At 42.8% G+C, this 15,772-nt stretch carries 14 protein-coding genes; 10 read left to right on the plus strand and 4 right to left on the minus strand.

Going from position 1 to position 15,772, the window contains the following annotated elements; translation table 11 throughout:
• Positions 1-14: 14 nt before the first annotated feature.
• From EUAN_RS09635 to EUAN_RS09660, 6 genes are all read left to right on the plus strand, one after another.
• Positions 15-1,526, plus strand: coding sequence for a DUF1846 domain-containing protein (locus tag EUAN_RS09635; protein WP_071064078.1), 1,512 nt, complete (start codon positions 15-17; stop codon positions 1,524-1,526).
• Between the two features lie 57 nt (positions 1,527-1,583).
• The gene (locus EUAN_RS09640; protein WP_071064080.1) at positions 1,584-2,381 is read left to right on the plus strand and encodes a CPBP family intramembrane glutamic endopeptidase; all 798 of its coding nucleotides are present in this window, start codon (positions 1,584-1,586) and stop codon (positions 2,379-2,381) included.
• Between the two features lie 92 nt (positions 2,382-2,473).
• A complete protein-coding gene (locus tag EUAN_RS09645; protein WP_245674482.1) occupies positions 2,474-3,022 on the plus strand; it encodes an ECF transporter S component in 549 nt (182 codons plus the stop codon).
• Positions 3,023-3,032: 10 nt separating this feature from the next.
• Entirely contained in the window at positions 3,033-4,157 is a 1,125-nt protein-coding gene (locus tag EUAN_RS09650; protein ID WP_071064082.1) for a pyridoxal-phosphate-dependent aminotransferase family protein, read from the plus strand.
• A 183-nt stretch (positions 4,158-4,340) separates the two neighbouring features.
• Entirely contained in the window at positions 4,341-5,102 is a 762-nt protein-coding gene (locus EUAN_RS09655; RefSeq protein ID WP_071064084.1) for a gamma-glutamyl-gamma-aminobutyrate hydrolase family protein, read from the plus strand.
• Between the two features lie 96 nt (positions 5,103-5,198).
• A complete protein-coding gene (locus tag EUAN_RS09660; protein ID WP_071064086.1) occupies positions 5,199-6,938 on the plus strand; it encodes a methyl-accepting chemotaxis protein in 1,740 nt (579 codons plus the stop codon).
• A 31-nt stretch (positions 6,939-6,969) separates the two neighbouring features.
• On the opposite strand, the gene EUAN_RS09665 is transcribed toward EUAN_RS09660, so the two are convergent.
• Positions 6,970-8,307 carry a diguanylate cyclase gene (locus EUAN_RS09665; RefSeq protein ID WP_071064088.1) on the minus strand — a complete coding sequence of 446 codons (1,338 nt, stop codon included), beginning with the start codon at positions 8,305-8,307 and terminating at the stop codon, positions 6,970-6,972.
• A 307-nt stretch (positions 8,308-8,614) separates the two neighbouring features.
• On the opposite strand from EUAN_RS09665, the gene EUAN_RS09670 reads away from it, so the two are divergent.
• The 3 genes from EUAN_RS09670 to EUAN_RS09680 all read left to right on the plus strand — a co-directional run bounded on the left by EUAN_RS09670 (position 8,615) and on the right by EUAN_RS09680 (position 10,403).
• Positions 8,615-8,812, plus strand: a complete 198-nt coding sequence (locus tag EUAN_RS09670) for a cold-shock protein (protein WP_071064090.1) — start codon at positions 8,615-8,617, stop codon at positions 8,810-8,812.
• 181 nt (positions 8,813-8,993) lie between these two features.
• Positions 8,994-9,284, plus strand: coding sequence for a hypothetical protein (locus EUAN_RS09675; protein WP_169817376.1), 291 nt, complete (start codon positions 8,994-8,996; stop codon positions 9,282-9,284).
• A 105-nt stretch (positions 9,285-9,389) separates the two neighbouring features.
• Positions 9,390-10,403, plus strand: coding sequence for an S-layer homology domain-containing protein (locus tag EUAN_RS09680; RefSeq protein WP_071064094.1), 1,014 nt, complete (start codon positions 9,390-9,392; stop codon positions 10,401-10,403).
• A gap of 36 nt (positions 10,404-10,439) precedes the next feature.
• Here EUAN_RS09680 and EUAN_RS09685 read toward each other — a convergent pair whose 3' ends face one another.
• The gene (locus EUAN_RS09685) at positions 10,440-12,158 is read right to left on the minus strand and encodes a methyl-accepting chemotaxis protein (protein ID WP_071064097.1); all 1,719 of its coding nucleotides are present in this window, start codon (positions 12,156-12,158) and stop codon (positions 10,440-10,442) included.
• Between the two features lie 274 nt (positions 12,159-12,432).
• On the opposite strand from EUAN_RS09685, the gene EUAN_RS09690 reads away from it, so the two are divergent.
• Positions 12,433-12,894 (plus strand): hypothetical protein, encoded by a 462-nt coding sequence (locus EUAN_RS09690; protein ID WP_084655887.1) that lies wholly within the window; start codon positions 12,433-12,435, stop codon positions 12,892-12,894.
• Between the two features lie 46 nt (positions 12,895-12,940).
• Here EUAN_RS09690 and EUAN_RS09695 read toward each other — a convergent pair whose 3' ends face one another.
• Both EUAN_RS09695 and EUAN_RS09700 read right to left on the minus strand, forming a co-directional pair.
• Positions 12,941-15,013, minus strand: a complete 2,073-nt coding sequence (locus EUAN_RS09695) for a sensor histidine kinase (RefSeq protein ID WP_071064099.1) — start codon at positions 15,011-15,013, stop codon at positions 12,941-12,943.
• On the minus strand, positions 14,988-15,674 hold the full coding sequence (locus tag EUAN_RS09700; RefSeq protein ID WP_071064101.1) for a response regulator transcription factor: 687 nt from the start codon (positions 15,672-15,674) through the stop codon (positions 14,988-14,990). Before EUAN_RS09700 ends, EUAN_RS09695 begins: the two co-directional genes overlap by 26 nt.
• Positions 15,675-15,772: the final 98 nt, after the last annotated feature.

Genomic DNA, 15,772 nt, shown 5'->3' on the forward strand with positions numbered 1-15,772 from the left:
AGGCGAGGATTCGAATGAATAAAACAGGATTTGATCATCAGAGGTATATAGAAGAGCAGTCAAAATACATCCTAGAGAGGGTGAACAACTACGACAAGCTTTACCTGGAGTTCGGAGGAAAGCTGATAGGAGACTTTCACGCTAAAAGAGTATTACCTGGATTCGATGAAAATGCTAAAATAAAGCTACTTTACAAGTTGAGAGAAAAAGTGGAGATAGTTATATGCGTATATGCCGGAGATATAGAGCGAAACAAGATGAGAGGAGACTATGGGATAACGTACGATATGGACGTGCTAAGGCTTATAGACGACCTTAGAGAGTACGAGCTCCTAGTCAACAGTGTCGTGATAACAAGATACGATGACCAGCCTTCTACAAACGTGTTTATAAACAAGCTTGAGAGAAGAGGCATAAAGGTATACAAACATAGAAAGACGAAGGGATACCCTACAGATGTAGACACCATAGTCAGCGACGAGGGATATGGAGAAAACCCTTATATAGAGACCACTATGCCAATAGTGGTGGTCACAGCTCCTGGGCCTGGAAGCGGAAAGCTTGCGACATGCCTGAGCCAGCTTTACCACGAATACAGATGCGGACAGTCTGCTGGATACTCTAAATTCGAGACATTCCCTGTTTGGAACGTGCCTCTTAAGCATCCACTGAACATAGCGTACGAAGCTGCTACAGTTGACCTCAAAGACGTCAATATGATAGACTCATTTCACTTCGATGCCTACAATGAAGTTGCAGTAAACTACAACAGGGATATAGAGAGTTTTCCAGTGCTAAAGAGGATAATAGAGAAGATAACTGGAGAGGAATCTGTATACAAGTCGCCTACAGATATGGGAGTAAACAGGGTAGGATTCGGAATAGTAGATGACGAAGCTGTAAGAGAAGCTTCAAAGCAAGAGATAATAAGAAGGTACTTCCATACGATATGCGACTACAAGAAAGGCTATGCAGACAAGGAGACTTCAGAGAGAATAAAGCTGATAATGGATGAGCTAAACCTAAAGGAATCAGACAGAAAGGTAGTGGAGCCGGCCAGAGTATACTCTGCAAAGCTAAAGGAAAATGCATGCAAAGCAGAGGTTTGCTCTGTTACAAGCATAGAGCTATGCGACGGAGAGATACTCACAGGGAGAAGCTCGCTGCTTATGGACGCAACGGCGGCAGCTACACTAAACGCCATAAAGCATCTGGCGAATATTTCAGACAGCCTCCACCTGATCTCTCCAGTTGTGCTAGAGCCTATAATAGGGCTTAAGAGAGACAAGTTCGGAAGCAAGAACACTGCGCTAAACTGCGAGGAGATACTGATAGCGCTGAGCATTTCGGCGGCTACAAACCCTACAGCGCAGGCAGCCATGGAGAAGCTTTCAGAGCTAAGGGGATGTCAGGCCCATTCAACCACTATACTGAACACAAACGATGAGCAGACTTTCAGAAAGCTTGGAATAGAGGTTACAAGTGACCCTGAATATCCTACAGAAAACCTCTTCTACAACTTTTAAATACTAGAGCCTAGATATCTAGGCTTTTTTCATATACGGAAATGGAGGTGGGGAACAATGACTAGAAAAGCTACAGTCTCATTTGCCTGGGTATTTTTTTATCTCACTGTATACATGTCTCTACAGCTTGGATACTCGTTTTTGTCTAAACTTCTGGAGCAATTTGGAATGCAGCCGGAATCAGGAGTTGGCAGCACCATAATAATGGCAGGAATCACGGCAGTGCTTGTCTATATCGCAATTTTAAGGCTGCGAGATAAGAGTTTTTTAAATGAGTGCAGGTTCAGGGCTATTTCGGGAAGACATCTAGCTACATCCGCTGTACTTGGAATTTCTGGACTAGCTGTAAGTTCACTGCTTTTAGCCGGGCTTTCGATGTTTCTAGACTCCGCTTATCTAGAGCATATGGAGAATATGGAGCTTATATTAAAGGGAAACAAGTTCATAGTGTTTGCAAGTGTGGGGATAGCAGCACCAATAGTAGAGGAAGTGATATTCAGGGGGCTGATTTTTAGAGAGCTTGAGAAAGTAATGAGTATAAAGGCCACAGTGGTAGTTCAAGCACTGCTGTTTGGAATATACCATTTCAACGTAGCCCAAGGCATTTACACTGTCTTTCTGGGGATTGTGCTTGGGCTTTCGCTCGCATGGACAAGGTCCATCTGGGCTCCCATAGTTATACACATGGTCAACAACAGCGTGAGCTATGCGTTCTCGTTTTTATCCGATAAAAATGAAGTTGTGCTATCGGTCGTAGGGCTGGTGCTAATGCTTGCACTGATTTTGTTTCCAGTGCTTATGAGATATCTCTACAAGACAAGAGTGGATAGGCGGTTTACAGCACATAGAAATTAAATCGATACAATTTAAAACTAAATTAGATATTGTATCCCGAAAAAAACTGTTATATAATAAATTCAAGAATAATAAACAGAGGAGGGATACAATTGAACCATACAATTGAAAATAGCTCTATAAAGAGAAGAAGCGAGAGAAGCAAGACAAGAGAAATGGTTATAATGGGGCTTTCTATAGCGCTTGTATATGTTGCGACTCTAATACAGTTCGAGTTGCCTACACCTAATGGTGGAGGGCTGGTGCACCTTGGAACAGGGATGTCCTATATACTTGCACTCGTATATGGAAAGAAAATAGGAGCCGTATCAGGTTCGGTGGCAATGGGCATGTTCGACATACTTTCAAAGTACACTATCTGGGCGCCGACCACAATCATAACTAGGGCGATAATGGGGTATGTTGTAGGAATGATTGCAACTAAGAATGGAGAGTCTGGAGATAGCTTCGCTAGAAACGCCATTGCAATAGTAGTTGGAGGAGCTATAATGATAGCTGGCTACTATGTAGGAGAGGCTGTGACTTTTGGGAACTGGATCACTCCAGCGGCTTCTGTAGGGGGAAATCTACTTCAGATAATAGTTGGAGGAGCTGGCGCGCTAGCTATAGTTCCGGCGCTTAAGAAGTCGAAAGTACTTTAGGAGGTGCAAGATGAAAAAGCCGCTTATAATGACGCCGGGGCCTACGTATGTCTCGGAAGATGTAAGAGATGCAATGTCTAAAGAGATAACAAATCCTGACATAGATCTGAGCTTCTATGAGTTCTACAGGGAGACTTGCGAGAAGATAGGACAGCTTTTGAACACTGAAAACAAAGTGCTCATCCTGGACGGGGAAGGGATACTCGGGCTTGAAGCCGCATGCGCCTCTTTGATAGAGGTCGGAGACAGAGTGCTCTGCATAGACAACGGCATATTTGGAAGAGGTTTTGGGGACTTCGCCAAGATGTACGGTGCGGAAGTGGTCTACTTTGAGTCAGACTACAGAAGGGGACTGGACGTAGCTGCACTGGAGGAGTTTTTAAAGCAGGACAGCGACTTCAAACTGGCTACACTCGTCCACTGCGAGACTCCTTCAGGGATATTGAACCCGGTGGACAGAATATGCCCTCTTTTGGATGAACACGGCATAATCTCTGTTGTAGACTCTGTATCGTCTATAGGAGGGGAAGAACTGCTAGTAGACAAGTGGAAGATAGACATAGCTCTTGGGGGCTCGCAGAAATGTCTGTCGGCACCGCCAGGGCTGACTTTCCTGAGCGTAAGCGATAGGGCTTGGAATGCGGTGAAGGGCAGGAAGACGCCTGTAGCTGGATTCTACTGCAACTTGGGGATATGGGAAAACTGGTATGAAAACAAGTGGTTCCCGTATACGCAGCCTATAAGCGATATTTACGCCTTGAGCAAAGCTGTCCAGAATATAATAGAAGAGCAGACTACAGTAGAAAGGCATGCTGAAATAGCTGAAAGAGTGAGAACGGCACTCGAGAGCTCTGGACTTGAGATATATGCAAAAGACTCGCGCTCAAATGCCGTGACCTCTGTTGTGATACCTGAAGGCTTGTCTTACTCAGAGATATATGATGGCATGCTGTCAGAAGGTGTAATGATAGCAGGGGCTTTCGACTACTTGGCAGGAGTGGTATTAAGGATAGGTCATATGGGGGAGAATTGCTACGAAGAAAAGCTCTACATAACACTAAAAGCATTGGATAAGGTGCTTAGAGCTTTGGGGGTTAAGATAAAAGGCAAGATACACAGTAATTTTATAGACTGATATGAGATCAAAGCATGCAGAGCAGTCTGCATGCTTTTTTAAAAAAATAGTCAAAAAGGCTTCAAAAACAACTGTTTTTGAGGCCTTTTTGCTTGACAAGAGCAGAGAAAGTAGGTAGAATATAAATTAATACATAGTAAGTTGATTGGAATTTAAGAAATAAGATGATTGGAGGGATAACTTATGGCAAAGCCGATTATAGGAATATCGGGAAGTGTTTTAGATATAGAGAACGGGCCTTTCACTGGCTCAAGAAGAGCTTATGTAAACGAAGACTACGTCAAGGCAGTAGTTAAGTCAGGAGGAGTACCGGTGATAATTCCTATGACGGCAGATAAGGAGATAATAGACATACAGCTAGACGGAATAGACGCTCTGCTACTGAGCGGTGGACATGACATAGATCCAAGCGAGTACGGAGAAGCTCCAAAGCCAAGGCTGAACGAGACGCTTCCGGAGAGAGACAAGTTCGACATACTTCTAGTTGAAGGCGCAGTGAAGAGGGGTATTCCAGTGCTAGGAATATGCAGAGGTCATCAGGTGTTGAACGTGGCGCTTGGAGGAAGCCTCCATCAAGATCTCGAGTATATAGAGGGATGCGAAGAGGCTCACGACCAGTTCGAGAGCGAAGACCCAGAGAGCCATGCGGTTAGAACTAAAGAGAGATCTATTTTAAGAGAACTGCTTGGAGAGACTCTGAAGGTGAACTCGTTCCATCACTTGGCCATAAAAGAGCTTGCTCCAGGGTTCAGAGCGACTGCTATATCCTCTGACGGGCTTATAGAGGGAATAGAACACTCGAGGCATAAGTTTATAGTAGGGGTACAGTGGCATCCGGAAGCGTTGGCTTCTTCTGGAGACAGAAGAATGGAAAGGCTTTTTGAGGAGTTTGTCTACAGCGCGAAGGCACTTTCCAAGCAGGAGAGATATCCTATTGCAATATAGTTAACAGCGTTGTATAAAAATCCGCTGTATAATATAATGAAGTTGGAGCTTAGATCAAATCTAAGCTCTAATTTCATTTCAGGGGGGATACATAGTATGATAAGTTCTTTCAACAATTTAAAAACCAGGACCAAGATAGTCTCCGGGTTCATCTTGCTGGCAGTCATAACTGCGGTGGTCGGGGTCTACAGTGTGTCTACAATCGAGGGGATAAGTGCAAACTTGGATTCAATCTACGAGGAGAGGATGCTTCCAAATGCCATTATAGGAGAGGTTCAGACTAACCAAGCTGATGCGAGATTTGAAGTGAGCCAGATAATATTCAAGGCGCTTTCAGGAAATATTCAGCCGTCGGATATTCAGGCATCTAAAGAAAAAATAGGAAAGCTGGCTGAAACGAATAACGGCTTGATAGAGCAGTACAACAGTACAGATCATTCTGAAGCCGAAATTGAACTGCTGGATAGCTTTTTAAATACAAATAGTGAGTACAGAGAATTTAGAGATGAAGTATACAGTTTGCTAGAGCAAGGCAAATACGAGGAAGCAATAAAGCTAAATCAGGAAGCGGCCTCTAAGAGAGAGTCAGCTGAGCAGATACTGAGAGATCTGAAAGAGCTGAACGGGAAATTAGGAGGCGAGCTAAAGGAGAAAAGCGATGCACATGCTGCTAGAGGAAGAGCTATAGCCGTATCGGCAACTATAGTCAGCATAATCCTTGCTGTTGCAATAGGCTTCGTGATATCTAGAAGCATAGTTTCAGGGCTTAAAGCAGGGGTTGAACACTCTGAAAAGCTTGCAAACGGAGACTTTTCAAGCTCTATAGATGAGAAGTACGTATCGAGGAAAGACGAGATAGGGGAACTCAGCAAGTCATTTGAGCTTATGACTCAAAATCTTAAAGGTCTAATAATGACTATAAGTGAGAACAGCATGGACGTAAGTTCTTCAAGCGAAGAGCTCAGCGCAACTGTGGAAGAGATAAACGGGCAAGTTCAAAGTGTAGGCTCGGCCACTCAGGAAATAGCGGCTGGGATGGAGCAGACTTCGGCTGCAATAGAGGAAATAGGGGCCTCGGGATATCAGATATCCTCGCTTTCAAGCGCACTTGTGGAAGATGCCGTTAATGGAAACGAAAATGCAATTGAAATATCCAGAAGAGCCGAGGACATGAAGTCTAATGCAGAGACTTCAAAAAAGGAGGCTTACAGCATTTACATTGAAAGACAGAAAGAGATAAAGAACTCAATAGAGAAAAGCGCAGTTGTGGGAGAGATAAAGGTCATGTCCGACTCGATACAGGCCATCTCGGAGCAGATAAACCTGCTTGCCTTGAATGCAGCCATAGAGGCGGCTAGAGCCGGCGAATACGGAAAAGGCTTTGCGGTAGTTGCTGACGAAATAAGGAAGCTTGCAGAAGCCTCTACAAGCACTGTAGACCAGATAAACAGCATGGTTGGAGAGGTGAACACAGCTTTCAACGAGCTTTCAAATGGATCAGAGAAGCTCCTGGAGTTTATAGACAATAAGGTAATAGCTGACTACGACACTCTGGCGGAGGTCGGGGAGAAGTACCTTGAAGACGCTACTTTTGTGAAAAATTCAATGGACACTTTCAACAGAAGGGCGAGCGAGATAAACGAGTCTATAAGCCAGATAAACGAATCCATAGAGTCTGTGTCAAGCGCAGTGGAAGAAGCCACCGCAAGCAGCATGGAGATTTCAAACAATATGACAGAGGTGACAAGGTCTATAGATGAAGTTTCTAAGGTGGCCGAGTCTCAAGCTGAGCTTTCAGAAGGGCTCAACATCAATATGAGCAAGTTCACGGTTTAGAACCATAAAAATAGCCAAGATTAATTTCTTATTAATCTTGGCTATTTTCTTTTGAGTTCTTTAGAGACTCTTTATGCTTGTACATCCTCTTGTCAGCTATGGCGTAGAGCTTTTCGTAGGTGGCCGCATCGTCAGGTGTGACTGCATAGCCTAGGGCAAATTTAGTTTCAATCTCGATGTCGCCTACCACTACAGGCTCTTCAGTGATGCTGTTGACTCTGTCTAGGACAAGTTTCAGACTCTTTTCTTCACGTAAGTCATTTAAAAAAAGAATGTACTCGTCACCACCAAACCGAGAGACACGATCTGTGCTCCTAAGGGTTGTTTTTATCCTATCTGCTATTTCTATTAAAACGGCATCTCCTACAGGGTGTCCAAAAGTGTCGTTTACTTCCTTAAATCCGTTCAAATCTATAACACATATGGCATGACGTTTCTTGCTCTTCAAAAGCTGCTTTTTTGCAAAATCTTGAAAAGACATCTTGTTCAGAGTTCCCGTCAAAGGATCTTTCCTTGAGAGGGTTATCTTGCTCTGGTAGTGCTCTACCGTCAAGTACACAAAGCAGAAGGCTATTGCCACAATCACATAGAAAAAATAGACGATGCCATTAGAGTGATTTTCCCTGTAAGCCCAGCCTTCCACGGGGTATATGGCGAGCTCCCATGTTTGATTTGGCAGTGAGATATTTTTTCCAAGGTAGTCCTTGTCAAACACTTCAGGGTTTCCCCATATAAAGTCATTTTTGCCGTCAGTCTTTCTAGCTTTAAGTGCAAGCAGGTAGCCGTTTTTTTCAGGGGCAAGTCCTATTTTCTTTATTATTTCATCGAAATCTATAGTTATGACTGAAAGTCCCCAGAACTTGCTGTTTTCATTTAAAAATATGGCCTTTCTGTTGAATACCAAATACCCGCCCTGCTTTGCTTTGACAGGACCTTGAGTTACGGACTCTTTAGACTCTATTGCAGCCTTGACGAACGGGCGTCGCTCGCTGTCAGAAAGCAAGTCGTGATTGAGAGCGGCTTCGCTTCCTGAAAGCGGATAGATATGCTTCACAATGGCGTTTGGAGCTATGGCTATGTTTTTTATGATAGTGTGGTCTTTCAATATCAAATTTGAATACTTCTCAAAAGTCTCTTCTGGAATGTCGGGGTTTGTAGTAACCAAGAGGTCTATAAACTCCGCATACTGAAGACTGGTGTTTATTATGCTTTGAACTCTGTCGCTATAGACTGTAAGCTCTTGAACAGCTAAAAGCCTGTTCTGCTTTGAGACAGAATCGATCTGCTCTTTGTATATCAGGGAAAAGCCCAGAATGAGCAGAACCGAGACCAGAGAAGCTATAATCAGAGATACTATTTTATTTTTCATTGGATATCTCCTCTTTCCAAAGAATTATTACTTCTTATTAATACAATTATATACTTTTAAACTAGGGATTACAATTTGAAAAAACCTTTAGTTCAGGGTCTTATTAAATTATTTCTTGGAAAATTTTAAAAAAAGGTAGCTTTTAAAAGAAGTATGTGGTATCATTATTTATAAGCTTAATTCAAAAGTAAAAATAATATATGTTACACAATTTCTGAGATTCAAACTTCATTAGGTACACTTCAGAAATTTCAAACGCAACATTTTTTACTGGAATTAAAATAATAAAATTTTTGGAGGTATCACAATGAACGGTACAGTAAAATGGTTTAACTCAGAAAAAGGATTTGGATTTATAACAGGAGAAGACGGAGCAGACGTATTCGCACACTTCTCACAAATAAACAAAGAAGGATTCAAAACTCTAGAAGAAGGACAAGCAGTTAGCTTTGACCTAGTTCAAGGAGCTAAAGGTCCTCAAGCAGAGAACATAAACATAATATAATTTAAAATATGATTATGACACCCCTTAGACAAGCTCTAAGGGGTTTTTTAATACAGATGTAACCGGTCCTTAACTTTTCTATAACCATTTTTTCGCTGAAATAAGTCAAAATAAAGTCAAGAGATACTCGATTTAATAAAAAATTAAATATGAGGAGATGATTTTGTTGGTAGTTTTCAGCATGAAGAACTTCAATATCTACAGAGTGGGAAATGGGCATATAGTCCACAATACAAATCTGGAATTTGGAGAAGGGCATACTCATATCAAGAGCTTTAAATACGCAAAGCAGATAATACACAACATGCTTTACAGAAAAAGGCCACAGACAAAGAATCTATATCTCTTGGAGAGCCATAAGAGGATATCGGATGACTCTGAGTACAAGGAGCTGATAGACCAACTTATGGAGAGCAGAAAACAGGGCAAGCGATACTATGTAAATATAAATAAGGGAACAGTTAGAAAGTGAGGGGCCTATAGGCCTCTTGTTTTATTTGTAACAAAAATCATGGCAAAAGAGTTAATGTGGTGGTAAGATATAATAGTATATATCAGAAATGAGAGGAGTTTTTTAATGTTAAAGCGAAGCAAATTTGCGATTGCACTTCTGGCCACGTTAAGCATAGGGCTTGTACCTGTGCAGCAAAAAGCGGAAGCGACGTCGGACATAAGAGGTCATTGGGCTGAGGAAAGGATAGGACTGCTTATAAGCGAGGGCATAATAAGCGGCTATCCCGATGGAACGTTCAAGCCGAATAAGGATATAACGAGGGAAGAGGCGAGCAAGATAGTATCTGAATATGTGGGAGAAAAGAAGACCGGTTCGGTTGAGCTCAAGGATATATCAGGAGTTTGGAGCGAGCCCTATATAGAGCACCTTTATCTTGAAGGCATAGTGAACGGCTACCCAGACAAGACTTTCAAGCCTAAAAACAATATCGTAAGGTCAGAATTCGTCACGATGGTGCACAACTATCTAAAGAAAAACGGAGAGATAAAAGATTATGGCAAAGCTGTGGAATTTAAAGACGTAAATGGCCACTGGGCTAAAAAAAGCATAGAGGCGGTGTCGAAGTTTGGGTATATAAAGGGCTACCCAGACAAGACTTTCAAGCCTGACGAGCCAATAAGCCGTGCAGAGGTGAGCTCTATAGTAGCCCTTATGATTGAGGACAAAGTGCTAGAGATAAAGACTCCTTGGAGCGAAAGCCATGAGTCTAATATGGATGTATTGATAGAAGAGCTTGGGTTTGAAAAGGACAGAAGCGGAAACTGGGACGGAGTTCCTGGCTTGAGCAATCCAATAGGGGTATACAGAGATAGGCCAGACATCTACGAGGTATCCATAGTGGTAAGGGACTGGCAGTACGAGGATGTACCGAGATCAGAAAAGATACCGCTTGTCTTTGATGAGATTCTGAAGTTCTACTTTAGAGACGAAGCTGAGTACGCCTACAGCAAGATGGACGACGAGAGTGTTACCGAGTTTGAATCGTCTGACAGGTTTATAAGGCTTAGAGACCATGATGGAAAGCTGTATATCTATTTGGGCTATAAAGACAGAGACAAGTTCGACAAGTGGTGGTAAAAGATAAAGGTCTTGGGGTTCCCAAGACCTTTATTCTTATACTATAAATTTATCCAGCTCTTGATTTAGCTCATCTAGAGCTTTTTTGCTGTCTGCCATCTCTACTACGATTTCGTTTGTGCTGTGGTCCACATTTGCGACCTTCTCGGCTATGTTTGTAGTTCCCTCGGCCCCGTCGTTCGCGGCGCTTGCAACCTGATCGATGCCCTGCATCGTATCCTGAACAGATGCCAGCAGCTCCTCGGAAGTCGAGCTGAACTCTGTCACAAGGCTGTCTACGAAGTAGGCATCCTCGCTGTACTTTTCAGCCACGTCTATAAGCGTCTTGTAGTCGTTTGAAACGTTTTCAGACATAAATGTAAGCAGCTTGTTTGAGCTGTCAGACAGGTTTTCCACAGATCTCATGACCTTTCCAGTTATATTCTGTATCTGGTTTACGCTTTCTTCAGACTGATGTGCCAGTTTCCTGATCTCCTCGGCCACTACAGAGAAGCCTTTGCCAGCCTCTCCAGCCCTTGCGGCCTCTATGGCTGCATTCAGAGCCAGCAGATTAGTCTGAGAAGTTATGTCCATTATGGCTTGAGACAGTACTTCTATCTGATCCACCACTCTGGACTCAGCTATGGCCTCTTCTAGCTCAGACTTGGTCTGTACAAATATCTCGTCTGCTTTACTCTGGGCCTTTATCACTATTGCCTTTGTCTCTCTAGCTCTTACATTTATCTCTCCAGCGGCTATGGCCCCCTCTTGGGACTTGCTGGCTATCGACTCGGCAGCTCGCTCTATCTCTTTTGTAGTAGCAGCTATCTCCTCAGAGGCAGCGGCTGTCTCTTCCATTCCAGCGGAGAGCTCTTCTGTCGTCGCCGAAACCTCTTCTATGTTCAGCTTTAGCTCGTCTAGGCTCGCCTCTATTATACCGTTTACCTTTACAGTAGTTTCAGTTGCATTCTTGACGCTTTGCACAGTGTACCTTAGTTTAGACAAGAACATATTTACAGCCTTGGCCAGATCTGCGATCTCGTCTTTTGAGTCGACCACGATTTCCTGAGTCAAATCTCCACCGCTCTCCGCAAGCACTGTTAGTTCTTGCTTCAAGATGTTCAGCGACTTTACTATCTTGGATATTATGATCGTAGCTAGAATGATAGAAATCACGGATAAAGCTATTATTATAGCTATAGATATCATTTCAGTGCTTTCAAATAGCTCGTCGGCATCTGTATTTGCTTTAGCGGCCATGTCCTTGTTAAACTCCACTATCTGAAGCAAAGTTCCCGAAAGTTCATCAAAAGAGGCTTTTGCTTCTCCTGTCATTAGGGCCCCGGCTTGCTTTTCGGCGTTTTCATCGTTTGATCTGCTAGCTTCTATTATTTTTTGATGAGTCTGCAGATAACTGTTCCACTCATCGTTTACCTTTTTGTAAAGCTCTCTATCACTATCGTCAGAAAGAGTTTTTTCATATTCTGAAAGCCTGCTGTCTATCATGGACTTCAGCTCTTCCATGATCTTTTCCCTCTCTGCCATAGCACCGCTGTCGGAATCAACTAAATGCCCGTATTCGTTGACTCTGAAGTCAGAAGTTAGCGTGTTTAGCTCCTCAGCTAGGATTATTCTTGGTATCCATATGCTAGAAATCTCTGTGGATTTTTCGTTTACCTTTTTTAGACTATTTGTGGAAAACAGACCTAAAAAAACTATTGCAGCTATAAGCAGTACGATAAGTGCTATAAGCTTTCCCCTTATTGTCTTTAACAAATTCATTCCCCCATTTCTTAAAATATATTGCTTTTCACGAAAAACTCATTTATGAAAACATTTTCATTCTACAACATAAATATGCATTTTTCAATATATATTAAGATATTCCGATGTATTTGTAGGAATTAAATTGTGTTCACCTTTCTTCCAAATAAGATACTGCGTTGAAATTATATTATGCAGTACGGCCGATATATTGGCTCTCTGGCCATAAAAATTGTTTATAAGAGTCTATCAGGAGGTATAAATCCGTACAAGGGAGGGGATTAAATTGAAAAAGAAATTGATTATGCTATTATCTGTTTTTGCAATCATGATGTTTGCGCTGGCTGGCTGTGGGGAAAAGACTGCGCTTACATCCGACCAGTTCAAGAGTAAGATGGAGGAAAAGGGATACGAGGTGCAGGATGCGACATCTCAGTTTGAGGGCTCAGAAGGAGTGAAAAAGGTCTACATAGCGCTAAAGGACAGCTACCAGATAGAGTTCTATGAGATGGAGACAATAGAGCAGGCGGCCCAGGCTTACAATGGGAACAAGGCCAACTTTGAGGCCCAGAAAGGATCAAGCGCTACAGAGACCGATGTAAGCGGAAAGAACTCTGCAAAATACACATTGAACAGCGATGGAAGGTATAGGGCTATCTCCACTATAGAGAACACTTTCGTATACCTAGACGTGGAAAGCGGAGTCAAAGACGAAGTGAACGGGGTACTAGACGAACTTGGGTATTAAAAGCCAAGACCTAGCTAATCAGAGGATATCTGACTAGCTAGGTCTTTTATTGGCTGTATTTAGGGACTTTCACTATGGCCTTAAACAGGTCGCCATCTATTTCAATGACTAAGCTTCCATGCTGGGCTTCAAGCAGACTCTTGGCTATGGAAAGCCCAAGTCCACTTCCCTCGCTGGCCCTAGACTCGTCTCCTCGCTTGAACCTCTCCATAAGTTCCTCGGAGCTTATATTCAGCTCGTAGGAGGAGATATTCTTTATAGTGAGGAATACATCTGTTTGGGACTCAGAGAAGTCCAGATATACCCTGGAGTTTGGGAGGGCGTATTTGAATACATTGGAAAGCAGGTTCTCTATAGACCTCCAAAGCAGTTTTCCGTCTGCCATGACAAATAGATTCTCGAAACTGGAGTCAACTTTGAACTCTAGATTCTTACCGCCGCTGTCAAGTTCTGCAAAGCCCTGCTTCAAGAGGGAGACTATGTCTATCTTCTGAAGTTCCACGGGAATACTTCCGCTAGAGGCTTTTGCCGCCTCAAACAAGTCATCTGTAAGTGTTTTAAGTCTCTGAGACTTCTGTTCAAGCACACCTATATACTCGCTACGCTTTGACGGATCGCTCTCGCTTTTCAGCAGGTCTATATATGTGATTATAGAGGTCAGCGGAGTCCTTATATCGTGAGATACGTTTGTAATAAGCTCAGTCTTCATCCGCTCGCTCTTGAGCTCGCTCTCTATTGCTGCGCCAAGCCCATCCTTTAGGCTGTTTATATCGTCCGCGAGCTTCTTGAACTCTCCATCACCGGAAAGCTCTATTGTGTGACGTATGTCTCCGCTCTTTATCTTAGAAACCCCGTCTGAAACAGCCAGGAATTCCTTGGCTTTTTTGTAGGCAAACCAAGCTCCAAGGCCTATGGTCACTGGGAACATAAAGAAGGTTGCGGCGACAAGGAGCGGATAAGCTATGGCTACAGATACTACTTTTACCGCCACGGACCCGCTGTTGTATACGCTTTTAAAGAAGCCGAAGAACTTAGAGCCAAGCGTATAAACTAGAGTGTGTTTTAAAAAGCTTCTGTTCTTTATATGCTTTACCATAGAGAGCACCAAGAGAAGCCCTATAGAGCCCAACAAGGCTGTAGGAACCATCAGTATCTTCAAGCTGTCGCTTCGGAAAAAATCCTGCATTATGACGAACCAGACCCCTACAGTCGTAAAGCATAGAAATAGATTTATATCGTTGTAGAGCTTATTGAAGCGGCTTAAATGGACTGAATCGTCCTTAAAGCTGTTTCTACCAACTACCACCAATAAGTATATAAAAGAGGCGAACAGACCCATCAGGAAGCCAGCTGTTTTCAATGAATCTTCTCTTAAACTGTCTCTTTTTTTTTCAAACTCCAAGGTTTTCTTCTCAAGAGCAGATTCTTTAAAGGCTATATATATAGTTGAAGAACCTTGTTCAGAGAATAGCCCAAAATTGTTCGAAAAATTATTCAAGGCGACTTCAGCTTCCAAAGGGTAGACATTAGTTATGCCTCGCTCGCTTATTAGGTACAGAGGATATGATTTGAAATCGTCTGCCTCTATGGAATCTGTATTGGAAAATATGACTTCGCCATCGCTATAGTAGTAAAGCAGACCTTCAGAAACAGCTTCTTTCAGAGCTTCCATACCCAGTTTAAAGGCATGTAGATCATCTGAGATAACTTCATCTTTCAGCTTGGCTATTTTTTCAGATTCAACTTTTTCAAATACGGCATAGTTCTCTTCGTAGCTTAGGTTAGGATCATATGAGGATGAATTCATCTCGAAATCCGAATAAAGTACATCCTTTTTAGACGAGATTTTACCGTCGGTGACAGTTCCACCGCTCTTTATATTCTCCTCGCTTTTGTAGCTAGAGAGGTTTTGAAGCGGAGAGACCACATCTTGTATATCACTTGTGAAATTTTGACTTTCATAGTAGTTGTCTTTAAAGAGCAAATCAAGCCCAACCCTATTATTTGAAACCATATCTATAAAACTGTAAATCGCCCCTGTAAAGCAAACTATGGCAATTATAAACGCCAGCGCCTTTGCAAAGAGCGAATGGCTAAAGCTTTTCGACTTTGTATCCAATTCCCCACACCACCTTTAAGTATTTTGGCTCTTTAGGATTTATCTCTATCTTCTCCCTTATCCTTCTTATATGTACAGCCACTGTGTTTTCGGAGCTGAAAGAAGTTTCATTCCAGACACTTTCGTATATTTCATCTATCGAAAAGACCTTCCCCGCATTAGATGCAAGCAAGAGCAGTATCTTGTACTGCACAGGCGTCAGCTGGACTTCCTCGCCGTCTACGGACACAGACTTCTGCTCGTCGTCTATGGAAAGTCCGCCAGTTGTATAGACGCTGGTCTTTTTCTCTAGGCTTCCAAGCGAAGTGTACCTTCTGAGCTGGGACTTCACCCTGGCTATCAGCTCTAGCGGGTTGAATGGCTTTGTCATATAGTCGTCTGCCCCCATGTTCAGCCCCATTATCTTGTCGGTGTCCTCCGACTTGGCAGACAGCATTATCACCGGGATGTTTTGAGACTCCCGGATCTTCATGACAGCTCGAAGCCCATCCATAACAGGCATCATCACATCCATTATTATAAGCTGCACTTCGTTCTCAGAGACCACTTTCAGGGCTTCAGCTCCATTTGAAGCTTTAAAGACAGTGTAGCCTTCGTTAGAGAGATAGATATTAAGTGCTTCCAGTATTTCAGCGTCGTCGTCGCAAGCAAGTATTTTCAATTCCGTTACCTCCAAGTTTTATTCTAAGTAGATTATAGCACAACAGTCAGCACCTCCCTTTAATTCAAATATATCAGAGAGTTCTTAAGGAAAAGCGA

The sequence above is a fragment of the Andreesenia angusta genome (assembly GCF_001855385.1).
In the GTDB taxonomy this organism is placed as follows: domain Bacteria; phylum Bacillota; class Clostridia; order Tissierellales; family Gottschalkiaceae; genus Andreesenia; species Andreesenia angusta.

Excerpts from the sequence above, each read along its gene's own strand:
- EUAN_RS09680 (WP_071064094.1), top strand. The coding sequence starts at position 9,390 with ATGTTAAAGCGAAGCAAATTTGCGATTGCACTTCTGGCCACGTTAAGC.
- EUAN_RS09635 (WP_071064078.1), top strand. The coding sequence starts at position 15 with ATGAATAAAACAGGATTTGATCATCAGAGGTATATAGAAGAGCAGTCA.
- EUAN_RS09640 (WP_071064080.1), top strand. The coding sequence starts at position 1,584 with ATGACTAGAAAAGCTACAGTCTCATTTGCCTGGGTATTTTTTTATCTC.
- EUAN_RS09655 (WP_071064084.1), top strand. The coding sequence starts at position 4,341 with ATGGCAAAGCCGATTATAGGAATATCGGGAAGTGTTTTAGATATAGAG.
- EUAN_RS09670 (WP_071064090.1), top strand. The coding sequence starts at position 8,615 with ATGAACGGTACAGTAAAATGGTTTAACTCAGAAAAAGGATTTGGATTT.
- EUAN_RS09665 (WP_071064088.1), bottom strand. The coding sequence starts at position 8,307 with ATGAAAAATAAAATAGTATCTCTGATTATAGCTTCTCTGGTCTCGGTT.
- EUAN_RS09675 (WP_169817376.1), top strand. The coding sequence starts at position 8,994 with ATGAAGAACTTCAATATCTACAGAGTGGGAAATGGGCATATAGTCCAC.
- EUAN_RS09660 (WP_071064086.1), top strand. The coding sequence starts at position 5,199 with ATGATAAGTTCTTTCAACAATTTAAAAACCAGGACCAAGATAGTCTCC.
- EUAN_RS09650 (WP_071064082.1), top strand. The coding sequence starts at position 3,033 with ATGAAAAAGCCGCTTATAATGACGCCGGGGCCTACGTATGTCTCGGAA.